Below are 18,229 nucleotides of genomic sequence, written 5' to 3' on the forward strand. Positions count from 1 at the left end.
ACCGCGTTTCGCGTGTGAGATAACCGAATCGCCGGGCAACACAGCCACGCCCCATTAGGCTCACGCAATGCGTGGACTGAGCATCGCTGCCGCTGTGGTCGCATCCGCCGGGTTGGCCTTGGCGCCCACCGCCGGGGCCATCCCCAACGACCCCGCGATCCAGATGGCCGACGTACCGAACATGGTCTTCGGCCCGGGCGTGCAGTTCAGCTACGCCTGCCATAGCTGGGAGCGCAACATATTCGGCCGCAGCGACAACGGCCAGACCTATGCCTGCCACTACATCCCGAACCAGTGGCCCCCGGTGTACACCGGGTTCTGGGTGCACTCGCCGCCGCTGTACGGCGTGCAGGAAATCGGTGCGCCGTGCCCCAACTACCGCAGCTCGGCGGCGCAGACCCCTGACGGTCTGGCCTTGGAGTGCACCGAATCCCGAGGCTGGCAGCAGGACTTCTACGCCTGATGCTTCGTGTGTTGACTCCGGGCAGCCGCGGAGACGACTCAACCTGCGCCGACCACGAAGTCGGCGCAAGAACTCGCTAGAGCGGCGGTTCCCCGTCGGTCTCGGCGGGCGGGCGTTGTCCGCTCTTGCGAGGCGGCAGTGGGGAATCCGTCGTTGGTTCCGGTGGGGTGGGGCGGGGTTTCTGGCGTAGGCGTTCCGGATGATGAAAGTCATTGACGCGGGGTTGGCCGACGTCGAGGTGCGCCGGGGGGATCCATTCGGTTTCGCCGAAGGGGTTCTTGCGGGTGGTCCACCCGCCCTCGGTGACCAGTTTGTTGTCTGTGGGGCAGGCGAACGCTAGGTCGTCGATGTTCGTGAGCCCGCCGGCGGCCCAGTCCAGGACGGCGTGGTGGGCTTCGGCGCCGTAGCCGGGCACGGTGCAGCCGGGTCGGGTGCAGCCCCGATCCCGGTCGAACAGCACTATCTGCTGCGACGGGCTGGCGGTGCGGCGGGTACGCCCGAGGTGCAGCACCTCACCGTGGTCGCCGTAGATCACCAGATAGTGATGGGCATGCCGCGCCAGGCGCAGCACATCCCGGACGGGCAGCCGGGTGCCGCCGGCGGTCACGCCGAGGCCCGCGAAGTGTTCGAGTTCGGCCAAGGTGGTGGAGACGATGATAGTGGCCGGCAAGCCGTGATGCTTGCCCAACTGTCCGGAGGCCAGCATGGCGCGGCCGACCGCGGCCAGGGCATCGTGGTTGCGTTGCGCTTGGCTGCGCCCGTCGCGACGGGCGGCGTCGTCGCTGACCTCATCGATGCACGGTGATTCGTCGTGGGGGTTGCAGGCGCCCGGCTTGGCCCATTTCGCGTGCACCGCTTCCCAGGTGGCCCCACTTTCAGCGGTGAAGTAACCCCAGAATTTGCGGCGGCCATCGCGTTGCTGCCGTCCGATGTGCATTTCCCCCTGCGGGGCCCGTGGTGTGGGTTCGGTGGGCGGGCGGCCATCTTGGTCCAACTGCCGGAACAGGTCATCGGCGTCTTTGCGGACCTCGTCCGGGCGCTTGCGGCGCGCCAACTCCACCAGTTTTGCTTCGGTGTCCTCACGCTGGGTCTGGTTGACATGCCCGGGCAGTTGCTTGAAGAACTCCCGGATCACCGCCACGTGCCCGGTGTTGATCGCGCCGTCGGCGTGCGCTGCGGCGGTGGCAGCCAGCCAGGGTGGCATCGGTTCACCCGAGAGCGCGGTGCGCGGGCCCAGCCGTTCGGCGTCGTCGACCAACTTCTTGGCCTCCGGGCGTGAGATCCGCAAGATCTCGGCCAGCGCTCGCGGCAACGTATCGCCCAACTCCGCCGGGCTGGCGTGCTGGCGCAGGGCGGCGATCTCCCGGTGCTGCAGGGCGGGCAGGCGGTTGAGGATCTGTTGGGTGTGGGCCAGGAAGTCTTTGTGCTCCAGCACCGAGCGCCGGGTGGGATCGGACGCCAGCAACGTCGTCACCGCAGCATCAATGGCAGCAAAGGCCCCCAACACGGGGTCTTCCTGCGTGGCTGTCGGCGGCGAACTCATACCCCCGATGCTGCCCACCAGCCCCGACAGATCAGCTTCGGCAAGCCCGGGTCAACCTGAGACCAGCCCAGTTATCCACAGTTGCGGATCCATCCACAGCTCAGAGGCTCAATCTGCAGCCTTCCTCGCCCCGCTCCGCAGGCTCCGCGGCGCTCGTCGGACTCCCGGTTGTGTGGGTCGTCGTTCCTCGCCCCGCTTCGCAGGCTCAGCGGCGCTCGTCAGACTCCCGGTTGTGTGGGTCGTCGTTCCTCGCCCCGCTCCGCAGGCTCCGCGGCGCTCGTCAGACTCCCGCGGCCTCGTTCAGCTCGTTGAGCCGGCCCGTCGCCTCCAGATACTCCTGCACCCAACGCTCGATCACCGTCGAGGTCTTCTCCACCTTGGTGAACTGACCGACCACCTGACCCACGGGGTTGAACGCGACGTCGACCGATTCGTTGGGGTACTTGTGGGTGGCGGCGACCGCCATACCGGACACCATGTACTGCAACGGCATTCCCAGCGGTGACGGGTTCTCCGGGTTCTCCCACGCTTCGGTCCAGTCGTTCTTGAGCATCCTGGCCGGCTTGCCGGTGAACGAGCGACTGCGCACGGTGTCGCGGCTGGTGGCCTTGGCGTAGGCGGCGTGCTGCACCGGAGTGTGCTCGGACTCCTCGACCATCACCCACTGCGAACCGGTCCAGGCGCCCTGCGCGCCCAGTGCCAATGCGGCGGCGATCTGCTGACCGCTGCCGATACCGCCGGCGGCCAGCACCGGCACCGGCGCCACCTCTTTGACCACCTGCGGCCACAACACGATGGAGCCGACGTCGCCGCAGTGCCCACCGGCCTCACCGCCCTGGGCGATGATGATGTCGACACCCGCGTCGGCGTGCTTGCGCGCCTGATACGGCGAACCGCACAGCGCGGCGACCACTCGACCGGATTCGTGGATGTGCTTGATCATGTCGGCGGGCGGGGTGCCCAGCGCGTTGGCGATCATCGTGACCTTGGGGTGCTGCAGCGCGACCTCGACCTGGGGCGTGGCCGTGGCCTCCGTCCAGCCCAGCAATTGCAGCGCATCATCGTCGCTGTGCTCGACCGGGACCCCGTGGTCGGCCAGGATCTTCTTGGCGAACTCGATGTGCTCGTCCGGAACCAGCTCGTTGAGCGTTTTCTTGAGGACTTCCGGATCCATATCGGTGGCGTCCATGCCCTCGTACTTGTTGGGGATCACGATGTCCACGCCGTACGGGTGATCGCCGATGTTCTCGTCGATCCACTTCAGTTCGATCTCCAGTTGTTCGGGGCTGAAGCCGACAGCGCCCAGGACTCCGAAGCCGCCGGCCTTGCTCACTGCCACCACCACGTCGCGGCAGTGGGTGAAGGCGAAGATCGGGAACTCGATACCCAACTGATCGCAGAGGGGAGTGTGCATACCGGAATCCTTGCTCGGGTGGACAGAAAACTGGAACGTGTTCTAGTTTAGCGTCAGGGCGGGTACCGGGGGTCGGCCGGGGTGGTTGTCCCTCGGAAAGCGCCCGCCGGCAATGTTTTTCAGCGTGTGCCTTCTTCGGCGCGCTCGGCCACCGCATCGACATTGGATTCATCGACGAACGAGGGTCCGGTCAATGTGGGGAATCCGCCGCCGATGATGTTCCCGTTGCTCACGTACAACCACAGCGCGCTGATCGCCAGATAACCCTGCAGAAAAGGCTGTTGATCGACCGCCCAGCCGATGGTTCCGCGCTCCACAGCCTCGATCACTGCGGTGTTGGTGTCGAATGTGACCACCTTGGCGTAGCTGTTTGCCTCACCCACCGCTTGCAGGGCAGTGGTGGCCACCGGGGCTGCCAAGGTCAGCACGCGATCGATCGAGCGGTCCTGTTGCAGGCGCGCGATCAGGTCGGCCCGGACTGCCTGAGGCCGGGTTCCGTCGACGTAAATCCGCTGCAGCACACCGGGAAAAGCCTCATCGGCGCCGTTGCAGCGCGACTCGAGCCCGACATGGCCGCGTTCCTGGATCACGCACAGCACATTGACCGCGCTCTCGTGCTCGAGGCGCCGGCCCACTTCTTGACCGGCCACCAGATCGTCCTGACCGAAGTAGGCGATCGCGCCCATCTCGCGCCACGCGTCGATACCGGTGTTGACCGCCACGACAGGGACACCGCCGGCCACTGCCGAGCGCACCGAGGCCGCCATGGCCGGCGGATCGGCCAGTGTCACCGCGATCCCGGCCACCTGCTCACCCACCGCCTCGGATACCTGGCCGGCCTGAATGGCGCCCTCGGGGTCGTGGAAGTAACGCAGCTCGATGCCGTCTTTGTCGGCGGCCGCCTGGGCACCGCGACGCACCAGGTCCCAGAAGGTGTCACCCGGCGGCTGGTGGGTCACCAGCGCGACCGCCACTCGGGGTGGCGGCGGTGCCGGCTGTGGCGCCTCCGTGTCACCGCCCGGCGAGCATCCGGCCTGGGACGCGACGAGCACGATCGCAGTCGCCAGTGCGGCGCATCGTCGGGCGGTGCTCGGTCGCATGTCTCCAGTGTCGACCTCGGTGTGCCGTCGGTGCGGCAAATTGCGAACCCCGGTCCGCCGATCGCTGATCTAGTCTTGCGGGATGACCGACCAAGACATCGCCACCGCCCGCCGTGAGATCTCGAAGGCTCTGTTGACGGCGCTCGATCGACGCCACGAGGTGCTCGATGTCATCGTCGACGCCGAGGACCAGCCTGCGGCGGTCGCGAAGATCGCCGAACTGCTCGGGATCTCCACACGCGGCGCTGAAGCGGTGGTCGGCCTGTCGTTCAACCGCCTGACGCGGCAGTCGCGCCGCAAGATCGCCAAAGAGCTCGACGACGACAACAGCCAGCTGAGCTTCCTCCCGGGCGAGCGTCCCGCCAGCCTGGACGAGAGCCTGACTCTGCGGCCCTTCGACGGTGCCGCCGATCGCGACATCTTCGCGGCCAGGACGCAGGAAATCGGTTCGGCCGGTGACGGTTCCGGTGCTCCGGCCGGCGGTCTCGACGACGAGATCAACGCCGCGTTGGCTCGGGTACGCGCCGAGGAAGCGGCTTGGTTCGTCGCACTCGAAGGCGATCAGAAGGTCGGGATGGCATTCGGCGAACTGGTCGACGGCGAGGTCAACGTCCGGATCTGGATTCACCCCGATCACCGCAAGAAGGGCTACGGCACGGCCGCGCTCCGCCGCTCACGCAGCGAGATGGCCGCGTACTTCCCGGCGGTGCCGATGGTGGTCCGCGCGCCGGGTGCCACGCCGCGGTAGACCCCGGCGCATGCCTGCGTAACCTCGTCGGAGTGACTGTGCGCGCGGGCATCGTGGTGACCGGAACCGAAGTACTGACCGGACGGGTTCAAGATCGCAACGGCCCCTGGCTGGCTGATCGGCTACTCGAACTCGGCGTCGAACTGGCCCACATCACGCTGTGCGGGGACCGCCCCGAGGACATCGAGGCGCAACTGCGCTTTCTGGCCGCCGAAGGTGTGGACCTGATCATCACCAGCGGGGGACTGGGACCCACCGCCGACGACATGACCGTCGCGGTGGTGGCTCGCTTCTGCGGGCGCGAGCTCGAACTCGATGTCGAACTCGAGGAGCGGATCGCCGACATCCTGCGTCGGCTCAATGCGGCCAGGGGCCGGACCGTCGACTTCGAGGCCGTGCGCGCCGCCAACCGGAAGCAGGCGCTGGTGCCGGTGGGAGCCGCCGTGCTCGAGCCGGTGGGAACCGCGCCCGGAGTGGTGGTGGCGGGCAGCCCGACGGTGGTCGTGCTGCCCGGTCCGCCGCGGGAACTGCAGCCGATGTGGCGCACCGCGGTGCAGACCCCGGAGGTGCAGCAGGCGATCGCCGGTCGCACCCACTACGAGCAGTCGACGATCCGGATGTTCGGCCTGCCCGAGTCCGCGTTGGCCGAGACACTGCGTACGGCCGAGACCACCGTGGAGGATTTCGACCGGCTGGAGATCACGACGTGCCTGCGCCGCGGTGAGCTCGAGATCGTCACCCGCTACGAACCCAATGCCGCGCCGGTCTACGCGGCGCTGCAAACAGTGCTGCGCGACAAGCACGCCGACGCGGTGTTCTCCACCGACGGTTCCCTGGTCGACGACCAGGTGGCCGCCCTGCTGGCCGGTCGCACCATCGCCACCGCCGAATCCTGCACCGCGGGCCTGGTGGCGGCGCGGCTGGCGGACCGGTCCGGCTCGTCGGCGTACCTGCTGGGCTCGGTGGTGGCATACGCGAACTCGGCGAAAACCGAACTGCTGCAAGTGGATCCAGCGCTCATCGCCGAACACGGGGCGGTATCCGAACCCGTCGCCGAGGCGATGGCCGCGGGCGCGCTGGCCCGATTCGGCGCCGATACCGCGATCGCGGTCACCGGTATCGCGGGACCCGGTGGCGGCACTGCGGACAAGCCCGTCGGCACGGTGTGCTTCTCCGTGCGAACTTCCGACGGGCGAGTGCTCACCAAGACGCGGCAGCTGCCCGGCGAGCGGGCCGATGTGCGGGAGCGCTCGACCACCGTGGCCTTCCACCTGCTCCGGCAGTTGTTGAGCTAACGCTGCTCGTCCCACAGCATGAGCATGCTGCGCAGGATCTCCTCGGCCCGGCCGAGGCCGGCCAGATGGCTCTCACCGGCCAGTGGATACAGCTCGGCGTCGGGCAGCCGGGACACCACGTGCTCGCCGTGGGCGAACGGCACGATGTGGTCCTTGTCGCCGTGCCACCAGCGCACCGGCACCTTCACCTCGTCTAGCCGAAAACCCCAGTCGCGGGCGAACACCACCACATCGGCGAACGGCGCGGCCAGCTGTTTGCGGCTGCCGTTGAGCAGATCGTCGAGAAACATGGCCCGGAATTCGGGACGCACGAGCAGCCGGCGGTCGGCCTCCGGGGAGATCCGGGCGTAGGCGTACAGCGCAGGCGTGGCCACCGGACGGATGAGCTGGATCAGCGCCGTGGCCGCCATCCGCAACGGGAACCCGGCCACCTCGATGAGCGGAGCCACCGTGCTGCCGAAGCCCATCACACCGCCGCCGATCGCGTCGGGGCCGACGGTCGGGGCCACGCCGCCGAGGACACCGACGGCCAGTACCCGTTCCGGCAGGGCGGCCGCGCAGCCCAGTGTGTACGGACCACCACCGGACAGGCCGATGACGATGAACTTGTCGATGCCGAGGGTGTCGGCGATGGTCCTCAGGTCATGGGCGAATTCGCCGACATTGGCGTATTGGAACGGGGTGGACGAGCCGATCCCGGGCCGGTCGATGCCGATCAACCGGATGCCCTGTTCTTCGGCGAACACCCGGGCCTCGGTGGGAATCTGCCTGCGCGCGCCCGGCGTGCCGTGCAACCAGAAGAACGCTTTGCCTTGCGGATCGCCGAATTCAGCGAAGCCGATCTGCCGCTGAGCGTCCACGGCGATGTTGCCCTCCAGCTTGGGGCGTTCGATCGGGGGAACCATCCGCAAAGTGTCGCATGCGCCACAGCCGCACCGGCGCGGGTTCTAGCTCACCCAGCCGGCGGGTCGTCGATCCGTCCAGGGCGCGGCTTCCTCCAACTGGGCGGCCAGTTGCAGCAACACCGTCTCGTCAGGCGCCATCAGCTGCACGCCGATGGGCAGCCCGTCGTCGCTGACACCGAGCGGCAGTGAGATCGCCGCCCAGCCGGTCACATTGGCCAGCGACGTCCATCCTGTCGTGGCGAACTCGACGTCGAAGAAGGCCCTGGTGCTGCCGCGGGGCTGATCCAGCAACCCGTACCCCGGCGGCGGGGTGAGCAGGGTCGGCACCAGCAGTACGTCGTGGCCGCGCATGCCGTCGGCGAAGCGACGCGTCTGTGCGTGGACGGCGCTGATGGCTCCGGCATAGGCCACGCCCGTGGTGGTGAACCCCTCACGCACCATTTCCCATGTGCTGGGCTCGAATTCGTCCTCACGGGGTTCACGGCCGAGAACCTCGGTGGCCAGCGCGTGCAATCCCGCGTTGCTGACGGTGTGCAGGACGGCGATGGCGTCGGCCACCGCGTCGGCGTCGATACCGGGGGCACCCGAGTCGACGTGATGGCCGAGGTCACCGAGAAGCCGCGCAGTGGCTTCGACCGCCGCGACCACCTGCGCGTCGGTGGCTGGACCGGGGAACGGGGACTCGGTGGTCATCAACACCCGTACGCCGGGCAGCGGCCGGCTCAGGGCGTCGAGGAAGCTGGTCACGGGGAGTGCAGCGGTGTACGGGTCGCCCGGCGCGGAACCGGTCGCGATGTCCAGCAACGCGGCGCTGTCACGGACGGTCCTGGTCAGCGCGTGCGCGTTGACCAGACCCTCGAGGCTGTGCCCGGCGTCCGGTGCGAACGACGACCGCCCGCGCCGCGGTTTGAGCCCCACCAGGCCGCAACACGAGGCCGGTACCCGGATCGAGCCGGTGCCGTCACCTCCGGACGCGGCGGGAACCACCCCGGCGGCGACGGCGGCTGCCGAGCCGCCGCTGGAACCACCCGGGGTGACGGCCTTCGACCACGGGTTGATGGTGGGACCGAACAGTGACGGTTCGGTGGTGCAGTGATTGCCCCACTCGGGGGTGTTGGTCTTCCCGAAGATCACCAGCCCGGCGTCCAGATACCGTTGCACGATCCAGGACGTGTCGGTGGCGATGTGGGTCCGCAACGCCCGTGAGCCCATCGCTTCCGGCGTGCCGGCGAGCGCGGCCCCAAGGTCCTTGAGCAGGAATGGAACTCCGGCCACGGGCGCCGCACCGCCGGAACGCAGTGTTCCGGCGGTGTCAAGGGCGGAAGCCTGGTTGCGGGCCCGGTCGAACAGATCGGTGATCACCGCATTGAGCCCCCTGGCGGCTTCGAGGCGGATCAGCGCCGCCTCGAGCAGTTCGACCGCTGACAGTTCACCCGCCGCGGCCAGCGCTGCCTGCCCGAGCGCGTCCACTGAGGCCAATTCGAAGGCCGCGGATGTATCCATCGACATCAGGCAGATGCACCTACTGCCATCTTGATCTGAGTCGAGTTCTCACCCTGCTGTCCCATCAGCGTGGTGTAAGCCTCCATGACCACCTCCCCGGCGTCGTTGGTACACACGTTGCGGGTCACCACTATGTCGGCGCCGAAACGTTCGTCCACCGAATCGATCTCCAGCCGTGCGTGCAGCTTGTCGCCGGCCAGCACCGGCTTGTGGAAGACGAACCGCTGGTCCACCTGCACGATCCGCATCGTCTCCATACCGACGTCGACGTGCTTGAAGAAGTTTTGTTGGACCAGCAGCGCAAAGATCGCCGTGAAGGTCAGAGGCGCCACCAGGTCGGGGTGTCCCAGCTCGCGTGCGGCGGCTTCGTCGTAGCTGGCCGGGTCTTCGACCTTGACCGCCTTCGCATACTCCCGCACCTTTTCCCGACCGACCAGGTAGTGGTCTGGGTAGGTGTGGACCATGTTTCGGATATCGGTCTTGAGCGCCACGGCGGGGTCCTCCGTCCTGGGAAGGAATAGCAGACGATGAATCCAAAACCACGATAATCAAGATCGGGATTTCGGCAATTTCTCAGACCTCGGACTCGCTGCCGGTCACCCGCCGCCGATACGTCGACGGGGTTTCCCCGGCGAAGTGGGAGAAGGCCCGGGTGAACGAACTGACGCTGTCGAATCCGACAGCGGTGGCGGTTTCGCGCACCGTCTGATCCGGAGCCGCCAGCAGGGCCATGGCGCGCAACATCCTGGCATGCAAAAGGTATGTGCGCCAGGACAATCCGAGGGTGTCCTGGAACAACCTGCGCAGAGTGCGTTCTGACACCGCCACCGCACGGCTCACATCGTCGATGGATACCGAGTCCAGGTGCTGTTTGGTGTAGGTGGTCGCGGCCTCGACGAGGGGATGGTCGCAGGTCGGCAGGCTCAGCGGCGCTTCGTGATCCAGGGCCTCGGTGACCAGATTCGCCAGCGTCCGGAAGAAGCCGTCCGACACCGGACAGCCCTGCTCACGGTCGATGGGCCAGCGCAGTGCGTAGATCATCATTTCCCGGATCAGGGGAGACACCGCCAGGATGCGGGCCCGGTCGACGCCGGTGTCGATCAGCGCCGGATCGAACATCACCGCGACCGTACGCACCTCGGGATTCATGATGGCCTGGTGTTCCAGCCCGGCCGGGATCCACGCGGCCTGCTGCGGGGGCAGCAGGTAATGCGCGGCCGCCGTCTCGACCTCGACCACGCCGGCGATGGCGTATTCGATCTGGTGTACCTCGTGCGAATGCCAGCCCGTGATCAGCCCGTCACCTTCGTAGAGGTAGCTGCCGGCCAGGGCTTTGCCGCCCCGGCGCAGCTCGATGACGGGCAAGGTGGCCGATTCGGATAAAACTCTGTCCGATGGCGCAGAGACGGTCATGAGAACACAGGGTAGTTGTTGAATCATGAATCTCAACGACATGATTCTGGTGAGTATCGACGACCACGTCGTGGAGCCCCCCGACATGTTCCTGAATCACGTCCCCGAGAAGTACAAGAAGGACGCCCCGATCGTCGTCACCGATGACAAGGGTGTCGACCAATGGATGTATCAGGGCCGGCCGCAAGGGGTCAGCGGCCTCAACGCCGTGGTGTCCTGGCCCGCCGAGGAGTGGGGACGTGACCCGGCGGGGTTCGCCGAGATGCGTCCCGGCGTGTACGACGTGCACGAGCGGGTTCGCGACATGAGCCGCAACGGCATCCTGGCCTCGATGTGCTTCCCGACGTTCACCGGGTTCTCCGCGCGGCACCTGAACATGCACCGTGAAGAGACCACCCTGGTGATGGTGTCGGCCTACAACGACTGGCACATCGACGAATGGGCCGGCACCTACCCTGACCGCTTCATCCCCATCGCGGTATTGCCGACCTGGAATCCGGACGCCATGTGCAAGGAGATCCGCCGGGTGGCCGCCAAGGGCTGCCGTGCGGTGACCATGCCGGAACTGCCGCACCTGGAAGGCATTCCGAGCTACCACGACGAGGACTACTGGGGCCCGGTGTTCCGGACCTTGTCCGAGGAGAACGTGGTGATGTGCCTGCACATCGGCACGGGCTTCGGAGCCATCAGCATGGCGCCCAACGCCCCGATCGACAACCTGATCATCCTGGCCACCCAGGTCTCGGCGATGTGCGCGCAGGATCTGTTGTGGGGTCCGGCGATGCGCAACTACCCCGACCTGAAGTTCGCCTTCTCCGAGGGCGGAATCGGCTGGATTCCCTTCTATCTCGACCGCAGCGACCGGCACTACACCAATCAGAAGTGGTTGCGGCGCGACTTCGGCGACAAACTCCCCAGCGACGTCTTCCGGGAGCATTCGCTGGCCTGCTATGTCACCGACAAGACGTCGCTGAAACTGCGTCACGAGATCGGCATCGACAACATCGCCTGGGAATGCGACTACCCGCATTCCGATTGCTTCTGGCCCGACGCTCCCGAGCAGGTGCTGGCCGAGTTGACCGCCGCCGGCGCCGACGATTCCGACATCAACAAGATCACCTGGGAGAACTCCTGCCGCTTCTTCGGCTGGGATCCGTTCGCGCACACCAAACGTGAGGACGCCACCGTCGGCGCCCTGCGCGCCACCGCCACCGACGTGGACACCTCGATCCGGCCGCGCAAGGAGTGGGCACAGCTCTACGACGAGAAGCGCTTCGCCAGAGCGTGATCGCGTGACTCGACGGCTTTCCCGGTGAGCCCCAGGGCAATCAACACATCGGCCGCGGTGATGACCAAACCGGCGTAGTACATCCACTTGAGGCCCGGTTCGGGCTGCGCGGTGAAGAACACCAGCAGGAAAATGGGGCCGACGATGCCACACAGGAGTACGAAAAGCTGCACGCGTACGTAGAGCCACAGGATCTGTAGCCGGGTCACGGCCAGAGCATAACGGGGGCCGGTGCCTATCCTTGGGCGAGGACGGTGTCCAGCACCAGATCCGGGCGCGCCCACAGCAAGGCGCCGCCGGCGCCGGCCACCACTTCACGGCGGGCGCCGCGGATCCGGTTTGTCAGGTGCTCTCCGAGGTCGGGGGAATGTACGGCGTCCTCCGCGCCGAAGAGGATGTGCACGTCCACGGCGGGGCAGAACAGCTCCGCGGGCCAGGACGTCATCGCCAGCACGGTGTCGCGCGCATAACCCGCCGCACCGCCGGTGAAGGCGTCCTGCAGAGCCGCCCGGAACAGCGCCTGGAAGTCCGGACGCCGGTACACCGCGGCGTCGCACTCCGGGTAGTCGGACATCACCATGGTGTACAGCGCGTCGGGGGTGTAGTGAGCGAGGTCCGCCGCCAGTGCCTCCGGGTCGGCAGCGACGGCCGCGACCATCTCGCGATAGGCGGCGGGCAACAGCGCGGTGATCGGTGGGTATGCCACGTCGTCGATGGGGGACACCAGGACCAGCCCGCGTGCCCACGACGTGGCGGCCAGCGCCAACGCGAACGGGGCGCCCTGCGAGTTGGCGATCACCGACACCGGTTGGCCCACCACGTCCCGCACCAGCTCGCCGAGATCGTCGGCCACAGAGCTGAGGGTCTTGGCCGGATCGGCGGTCGACCCGCCGAGCCCCGGCCGGTCCACCGACAGCAGTCGGACATGGCGTCGATCCAGCAGCGCGTCGTCGCCGAACCTCATCAGGCGGCCGGATCCGGCGCCCGGGATGAACAGCACCGGTGTGCCGCCGGCAGGTCCATACGCGCGGTACGCCAGGTGGCGGCCGTCGCGCAGCTCGATCGTGGTCACAGCCGCCGCGCCCGGGCCAGCCAGGCGGGTTCGGCCACCCGGGTGCCCGGCGGCAACCCGACCGTCTCCGCCTGCGCCTGCTGCACCACCCCGGAGTAGGTGGTCTCGGTCAGACTCTCGAGCAGCCAGCCGGCGCCGAACGCATCGCGCACGGCGGACTCGCTGACCTGTGGCCCGAAACCGCGCCCGCGGTCGGACAGGGCGAGCACATGCACCACGCCCCCGGTGCGGCAGGTGCGCGCCAGACTCGCGACGTAGCGGGCGCGGTCGGCGGCATCGAAGATGTGGAACAACGCGCTGTCGAGCACCGTGTCGAACGGGGGTTGTCCCGACAGGTTCATCGCGTCCGCCACCTCGAAACGTGCCTGCACGCCGTGGGCGGCGGCATTCTCCCGTGCCCGAGCCACCGCATGAGGCGCGAAATCGACGCCGAGAACGTCGTAGCCCAACGACGCCAGCAGGATGGTGTGTTCACCTGTGCCGCAACCGATGTCCAGCACCCGCCCGCGGATCAGGCCGGCGCGTTCCAGCTGCACGACAGCCGGTTGCGGCGCGCCGGTCACCCACGGTGGTGTGCCGGTGCGGTAGGCGTCGTCGAAGCGGTCCCGGTTCGGCGTCTCCCAGTTCGTGGTCATGACGGTAAGTGTTCAACATCAACACCGGTTGAGGTCAAGCACCCTCCGGCCGGCTCGGTGGCACCGTCGCGGTGTCAGCCCGGCAGGATCGATTCACCCTCCACCACAATAGGTTTGGCTTCCAGTGGCTGTGCCGCCGGGCCTTGGGCGACGCTGCCGTCGAGGTTGAACTTGCTCCCGTGACACGGGCAGTTGATGGTGCCGTCGGCCACCGCGTTGAGACGACACCCGGTGTGGGTGCAGACATTCGAGAACCCCTTGAACTCGCCCGCTGCGGGCTGTGTGAGTACCACGTCGTCGACGATGATGCCGGAGCCGACGGGTACCTCGCTGGTGCTGGCCAGCGCCGCGGGCGCGGCAGCAGATCCGCCGGTGTCGGGTGCTTGCCCGGAGGTGGGCGGTTCGGCCGTCGACTGTTCGGAGTAGGTACTGCACGCGGCGAGTACGGCGGCGGCACCGCCGACGCCGAGCCCGGCCAGGAACCGAGGGCGGGAGAGCTGGGGCTGTGGAATGTCCATTGTGGGATCTTCGTCCTCGGGCATCAGAACGTCAGGCCATTGCGCTGGAAAAACCACAGTGCCGAGGTCAGCCAGGTGTAGACCAGCACGAAGAACAACACCCCACCGGCGATCGGAAGCACCCACGCACGCAGGCCGGAGCGCGTGAGCAGCAGCATCTTGGTGACGAAGGCGCCGTAGAACAAGCAGCCGAACAGCGAATGGAACAGCACGCGGGTGTCGGTGGATCCGAAGCCCAACGCGTAGAGGCAGTGCACGGCCACCGGCAAGCTGGCCAGCACCGCGACCCGGCCCGACCAGACGTGTGCGTGCCGCAACCACGCCGGTGTGCGGGAGCGCGGCAGCAGCCGGTACATCGCCAGCGCGGACACCATCTGGAACACCGCCAGGCTCACCGCCACCGTGGCCAGCCACGACTTCACCGCCGCCGGGCTGGAGAAGCCGGCGATGTTGACCGCGAAGAAGCGCGGGTCGTGCACCCTGGCGAAGGCGCCGAGGCCCACGGCAACCAACGCCCCGATCAGCACCGCGCCCAGTACACCCGCGGTCGCCGGCGCGGGCGGGACCACCGCCGGGCGGATCTCGGTGTCGGTCTCGGAGTAGGCGTCAGCGGCCATCGGTCACCTCCGGCGCCCGCAGCTGCCAGCTGCGTTCACCGAGCGTCAGCGTTCCGGTGACGGTGCGGCCCTGCAGTCGTGCATCGAGTCCGCCGGCGCGATCGGTGCTCATCAGGTGCACCGCATCGCCGCGGACCGTGCCGGTCATCCAGGTCTCGATGGCAGCCCCATCGCAGACATACGCTTCCGCGGAGCCACCCGTCACCGTCATGTCGACGACGATCGGTGCGCCCGCGGTCGTGACCTGACCGGAATAGGTTGCGACCGAAGGGAATCCGGCCGGGGGAACGGTCGTCAGGCTGGCGGCCGCCGGGGCGGGTGCCGACACCACAACGGGTCCGGAATCTGGTTCGGCTGTGGTGTTGGCCAGCCACAAGCCGGCCGCCGTGACGGCTACCGCGGCGATCGACAGCAGTGGTGTGTGTGTTTGCATGACCACGATCTTCGGCGCCCCGGCGACGGCGAGCTTGGAGCCAGTGTGGAGATCGTGTGGAGATTGTCGGGAGCCCGACGCTCAGGCGGGGATCACCACAACCAGCTCGTTGCCGTCACGTTCGACGCGCATCCCGGCGCGGCGAGCCACCGTGGCCACCGCGGCGGCGTCGGTGGGTTCTGCCCGCGAGGACGCCAGCACCCGCGCCAACCGGCCCTTGTGCGCCTTGTTGAAGTGGCTCACCACGGTGCGGCGTCCGTCGGAATGCTCGGCCAGCACGTCGACCCGCACCGCGCCGGGGAGCCGGCCGAGGCCCGCATAGGAGCCGGAGCGCAGGTCCACCACCAGCTCCTGGGCGGCGACAGCGGCGAGCACCGGTTCCAGCGCCGGTCGCCACCGCGCCGACAATGTGGGCCGGCCCGGCAGTTTCGAGCCCGCGGAGAGCCGGTAAGCGGGCACCAGGTCGTGGGCGCGTACCACCCCGAACAACGCGGATCCGACCGCCAACCGGGCCGCGGCGCGGGCGGCGGTGGCACCGCGCAGGGATTCGATGTCCAGCGCGTCGTAGAGCACCCCGGTGTAGCGCCGGATCGCCGGCAGGGTCGGTGCGGTGCGCAGGGCGGCGTTGCGGTCGATCTCGGCGTCCTGGGCCGCCGAGATGCCCAGCGCGGCCCGGCTCGCGGGCCGGTCGGCGGACAGCGCGACGAGGTCGTCGACCAATTCCGCGCGCAGCAAGGTCAGCTCGGGGTGGGTCAGAGTGTCCAGGTTCAGCGGGGGCCCGTCGCCGCCGGTTTGTTTGGTCTCCGAGGGCGGCAGCAGCACGATCACGGCTGGGACCTTAACCGAGCGTCCGGCGCAGACGCCGACGGGTTACATTTCAGGCAAGAAGTGTCACAGGAGGGGTGGAGTTCGATGACAGCAGCCAGCGCCGACATCTGGGACGTGATGTCGACAGCGCGGACCATCCGCCGCTTCACCGACGAACCGGTTGACGACGCGACGTTGGCGCGCTGCCTGCAAGCGGCCACCTGGGCGCCGTCGGGAGCCAATGCCCAGGAATGGCGTTTTGTCGTGTTGCGCTCGGCGCAGCAGCGCGCGGTGGTGGCCAAGGCCGCCGCACACGCACTCGAGGTCATCGAACCCGTCTACGGGATGAGCAGGCCCGCCGACGACGATCACAGCCAGCGGGCCCGGACCTACCGCGCCACCTACGAATTGCACGACAGGGCCGAGGAATTCACCTCGGTGCTGTTCACCCAGCGGCGGTTCCCGACGGCCTCGGAGCTGCTCTTGGGAGGTTCGATCTTTCCGGCGATGCAGAACTTCCTGCTCGCGGCGCGCGCGCAGGGGCTCGGGGCGTGCCTGACCAGCTGGGGTTCCTACGGGGGTGAGCGGCTGCTCCGCGATGCGGTGGGCGTGCCACCGGAGTGGTTGATCGCCGGCCACGTGGTGGTCGGGTGGCCGCGCGGCCAGCACGGGCCGTTGCGCCGGCGGCCGCTGTCGGCCAGCGTGCACCTGGATCACTGGGGGCAGCCCGCTCCCGAACTCACCTCAGCCGCGGGCGAGCAGTAGCGGTACCCGCTGTTCGGCGGTCGTCAGCGAGCCGTGCTGGCCCACCAGCGCCGACTCCAGTGGCTCGACGGTCCGTCGTACCAGGACGGCCGATTCCCGCGCGGCGGCCACGACATCGCCGATCCGGTGCCGCACCCGGTCGCTGACCTCCGCGCCGAACCACCCGGCGGCGATCGCTTCGTCCCGGCCGGCCACCCAGGCGCGGTCACCCAGAGTCGCCCGCCAGGTGTCCAGGACCGCCGCGCCGGCACCGTCGGCCACGTAGACGTGCCGGGCTCGCGGTTCACCGCCAATGCTGTGCACGCCGTCCATCAGGTCCGGCGAGGCGTCGAGGTCCACCGTCTGATCGGCGTCGGCGGTGACCATGCCGTGGTCGGCGACGACGGCGAGCAGGCCACCGGGCGGCAGCGCTTCGACCACGGACTCGACCAGGCGGTCGACCTGACGCAGCTGCATCCGCCAGGCTGGCGACCCGGGGCCGTGCAGATGCCCGATCATGTCGAGATCGGCGTGGTAGCCGTAGCAGAAACCGCGCTCGTCGAGGACGCTTCGCACCGCGTGCGCCAGATCGCCGAGCGCATGCACGCCGACGTAATTGCCGCCCCGAAGCGCGGCGCGGGTCAGTCCGGAGCCGTCGAACTGCGCACCGGACACCACACTGACCGCGACACCGGACCTCGCCGCGCGCTCGAATGTGGTCGGAAGTGGTTGTACCTCTTCGGGTATCAGCTCCTCACGCAGATCCGGACCCCATGGATGTGGGCGCCAGCGCAGTGCGTTGATCACGCCGGAGTCAGGTACCCGGAACGAGTAGCCCACCATGCCGTGCAACCCGGAGCGGTGGCCGGTGCCCACCGCGGCCAGCCCGGCGGCAGTGGTGGCCGGGAAGCCGACCTGCAGGGTCCGGCCACGCAGCCCGGCCAGTACCGGGGCGTCGTCGGCGTGGGTGTCCAGCAGTTCGGCGCCGAGACCGTCGACCAGAAGCAGACATGCCCCCGATACCTCACCCAGATCGATTTTCGCCTCGAACCCAGCAGCCCCCATCGCGGCCAATATCGCAGGCGCCACGTCGGCGAGGTGGAGTTCGGTGGGATCCGGCTGGGGGAGTGCGGTGGTCATTTCTGGTGCACCGACACCGCGTAGTCACCGCCGCTGAACGGCGTCCGGTCCCACGTCGCCCAGCGCTGCCGCAGCCGAAGGCCGGCGGCCTGCGCGTGCCGGTCATAGTCGTCGAGTTGCAGTCGGTCGGGCCGCAGGCTGAAGCCCGCGACCACCAGCCCGCCGTGCCGGACGGACCGGGCGACCTCAGCCAGCGCCCGGGCTTCGCTGCCCGGTGCCAGGAAGATCATCACATTGCCGGCCAGTACGGCGAGATCGAACGCACCGGTCACCGAATCGGTGAGGCAACACAGGTCGGCGTGTGCCCAACTGAGTTCGGGGGCCTTGTCACGTGCGGTCGCCACCATCGCCCCGTCGGAGTCCACGCCGACGGTGTCGAAGCCGCGGGCCGCCAATTCGATTGCCACCCGGCCGGTTCCGCACCCCGCGTCGAGCACCCGGTGCCCGCCGAAATCGCGGAGCAACACCTCGACGAGGTCGGCTTCGCCGTGGACATTGCCGCCGCGCGCGGCCAAGCGCTGCCAGCGCCGGTCGTAATCATGGCCTCGAGGGACGTGGGCGTCCCTCCAGCGCGTGCTCATGCTTCCGATT

At 68.3% G+C, this 18,229-nt stretch carries 21 protein-coding genes; 5 read left to right on the plus strand and 16 right to left on the minus strand.

Going from position 1 to position 18,229, the window contains the following annotated elements; all coding sequences use genetic code 11:
* Positions 1 to 67 precede the first annotated feature (67 nt).
* Positions 68 to 463 carry a hypothetical protein gene (locus AC3A6P_RS27960; protein ID WP_487695465.1) on the plus strand — a complete coding sequence of 132 codons (396 nt, stop codon included), beginning with the start codon at positions 68 to 70 and terminating at the stop codon, positions 461 to 463.
* Between the two features lie 76 nt (positions 464 to 539).
* Here AC3A6P_RS27960 and AC3A6P_RS27965 read toward each other — a convergent pair whose 3' ends face one another.
* From AC3A6P_RS27965 to AC3A6P_RS27975, 3 genes are all read right to left on the minus strand, one after another.
* A complete protein-coding gene (locus tag AC3A6P_RS27965; protein ID WP_487695467.1) occupies positions 540 to 2,006 on the minus strand; it encodes an HNH endonuclease signature motif containing protein in 1,467 nt (488 codons plus the stop codon).
* Between the two features lie 280 nt (positions 2,007 to 2,286).
* Entirely contained in the window at positions 2,287 to 3,420 is a 1,134-nt protein-coding gene (locus AC3A6P_RS27970) for a nitronate monooxygenase (protein ID WP_487695469.1), read from the minus strand.
* A gap of 119 nt (positions 3,421 to 3,539) precedes the next feature.
* Entirely contained in the window at positions 3,540 to 4,520 is a 981-nt protein-coding gene (locus tag AC3A6P_RS27975) for a substrate-binding domain-containing protein (protein ID WP_487695471.1), read from the minus strand.
* An 82-nt stretch (positions 4,521 to 4,602) separates the two neighbouring features.
* On the opposite strand from AC3A6P_RS27975, the gene AC3A6P_RS27980 reads away from it, so the two are divergent.
* Together AC3A6P_RS27980 and AC3A6P_RS27985 are read left to right on the plus strand one after the other, a co-directional pair.
* Entirely contained in the window at positions 4,603 to 5,268 is a 666-nt protein-coding gene (locus AC3A6P_RS27980; RefSeq protein ID WP_487695472.1) for a GNAT family N-acetyltransferase, read from the plus strand.
* Between the two features lie 32 nt (positions 5,269 to 5,300).
* Positions 5,301 to 6,563: a competence/damage-inducible protein A gene (locus AC3A6P_RS27985; protein ID WP_487695474.1), complete on the plus strand. Its 1,263-nt coding sequence runs from the start codon at positions 5,301 to 5,303 to the stop codon at positions 6,561 to 6,563.
* Here AC3A6P_RS27985 and AC3A6P_RS27990 read toward each other — a convergent pair.
* From AC3A6P_RS27990 to AC3A6P_RS28005, 4 genes are all read right to left on the minus strand, one after another.
* Positions 6,560 to 7,468: an alpha/beta fold hydrolase gene (locus tag AC3A6P_RS27990; protein ID WP_487695475.1), complete on the minus strand. Its 909-nt coding sequence runs from the start codon at positions 7,466 to 7,468 to the stop codon at positions 6,560 to 6,562. The genes AC3A6P_RS27985 and AC3A6P_RS27990 overlap by 4 nt on opposite strands.
* 42 nt (positions 7,469 to 7,510) lie before the next feature.
* Positions 7,511 to 8,971 carry an amidase gene (locus AC3A6P_RS27995; RefSeq protein WP_487695602.1) on the minus strand — a complete coding sequence of 487 codons (1,461 nt, stop codon included), beginning with the start codon at positions 8,969 to 8,971 and terminating at the stop codon, positions 7,511 to 7,513.
* 5 nt (positions 8,972 to 8,976) lie between these two features.
* Positions 8,977 to 9,462: a (3R)-hydroxyacyl-ACP dehydratase subunit HadC gene (gene hadC / locus AC3A6P_RS28000; RefSeq protein ID WP_487695476.1), complete on the minus strand. Its 486-nt coding sequence runs from the start codon at positions 9,460 to 9,462 to the stop codon at positions 8,977 to 8,979.
* Positions 9,463 to 9,544: 82 nt separating this feature from the next.
* Positions 9,545 to 10,384 (minus strand): AraC family transcriptional regulator, encoded by an 840-nt coding sequence (locus AC3A6P_RS28005; RefSeq protein ID WP_487695477.1) that lies wholly within the window; start codon positions 10,382 to 10,384, stop codon positions 9,545 to 9,547.
* Positions 10,385 to 10,409: 25 nt separating this feature from the next.
* Between AC3A6P_RS28005 and AC3A6P_RS28010 the strand changes: the two genes are divergently transcribed.
* On the plus strand, positions 10,410 to 11,672 hold the full coding sequence (locus tag AC3A6P_RS28010) for an amidohydrolase family protein (RefSeq protein WP_487695479.1): 1,263 nt from the start codon (positions 10,410 to 10,412) through the stop codon (positions 11,670 to 11,672).
* Here AC3A6P_RS28010 and AC3A6P_RS28015 read toward each other — a convergent pair.
* The 7 genes from AC3A6P_RS28015 to yaaA all read right to left on the minus strand — a co-directional run bounded on the left by AC3A6P_RS28015 (position 11,642) and on the right by yaaA (position 15,775).
* The gene (locus AC3A6P_RS28015) at positions 11,642 to 11,881 is read right to left on the minus strand and encodes a hypothetical protein (RefSeq protein ID WP_487695480.1); all 240 of its coding nucleotides are present in this window, start codon (positions 11,879 to 11,881) and stop codon (positions 11,642 to 11,644) included. The genes AC3A6P_RS28010 and AC3A6P_RS28015 overlap by 31 nt on opposite strands.
* Positions 11,882 to 11,907: 26 nt before the next feature.
* On the minus strand, positions 11,908 to 12,744 hold the full coding sequence (locus tag AC3A6P_RS28020) for an alpha/beta fold hydrolase (protein WP_487695481.1): 837 nt from the start codon (positions 12,742 to 12,744) through the stop codon (positions 11,908 to 11,910).
* Complete coding sequence (locus tag AC3A6P_RS28025) at positions 12,741 to 13,379, minus strand: class I SAM-dependent methyltransferase (protein WP_487695482.1); 639 nt, start codon at positions 13,377 to 13,379, stop codon at positions 12,741 to 12,743. The genes AC3A6P_RS28020 and AC3A6P_RS28025 overlap by 4 nt, the downstream gene beginning before the upstream one ends.
* 74 nt (positions 13,380 to 13,453) lie before the next feature.
* Positions 13,454 to 13,897, minus strand: coding sequence for a Rieske (2Fe-2S) protein (locus AC3A6P_RS28030; RefSeq protein WP_487695483.1), 444 nt, complete (start codon positions 13,895 to 13,897; stop codon positions 13,454 to 13,456).
* A gap of 23 nt (positions 13,898 to 13,920) precedes the next feature.
* Positions 13,921 to 14,514, minus strand: a complete 594-nt coding sequence (locus tag AC3A6P_RS28035; RefSeq protein WP_487695485.1) for a DUF6529 family protein — start codon at positions 14,512 to 14,514, stop codon at positions 13,921 to 13,923.
* Positions 14,504 to 14,947, minus strand: a complete 444-nt coding sequence (locus tag AC3A6P_RS28040) for a hypothetical protein (RefSeq protein ID WP_487695486.1) — start codon at positions 14,945 to 14,947, stop codon at positions 14,504 to 14,506. The genes AC3A6P_RS28035 and AC3A6P_RS28040 overlap by 11 nt, the downstream gene beginning before the upstream one ends.
* 81 nt (positions 14,948 to 15,028) lie before the next feature.
* Entirely contained in the window at positions 15,029 to 15,775 is a 747-nt protein-coding gene (gene yaaA / locus AC3A6P_RS28045) for a peroxide stress protein YaaA (protein ID WP_487695487.1), read from the minus strand.
* 84 nt (positions 15,776 to 15,859) lie between these two features.
* On the opposite strand from yaaA, the gene AC3A6P_RS28050 reads away from it, so the two are divergent.
* On the plus strand, positions 15,860 to 16,519 hold the full coding sequence (locus AC3A6P_RS28050; protein ID WP_487695489.1) for a nitroreductase family protein: 660 nt from the start codon (positions 15,860 to 15,862) through the stop codon (positions 16,517 to 16,519).
* Here AC3A6P_RS28050 and AC3A6P_RS28055 read toward each other — a convergent pair.
* A complete protein-coding gene (locus AC3A6P_RS28055) occupies positions 16,499 to 17,638 on the minus strand; it encodes an alkaline phosphatase family protein (protein WP_487695490.1) in 1,140 nt (379 codons plus the stop codon). The genes AC3A6P_RS28050 and AC3A6P_RS28055 overlap by 21 nt on opposite strands.
* Positions 17,635 to 18,219: a class I SAM-dependent DNA methyltransferase gene (locus AC3A6P_RS28060; protein WP_487695492.1), complete on the minus strand. Its 585-nt coding sequence runs from the start codon at positions 18,217 to 18,219 to the stop codon at positions 17,635 to 17,637. Before AC3A6P_RS28060 ends, AC3A6P_RS28055 begins: the two co-directional genes overlap by 4 nt.
* Between the last annotated feature and the right edge of the window lie 10 nt (positions 18,220 to 18,229).

The sequence above is a fragment of the Mycobacterium sp. Soil_C_30 genome (assembly GCF_057656995.1).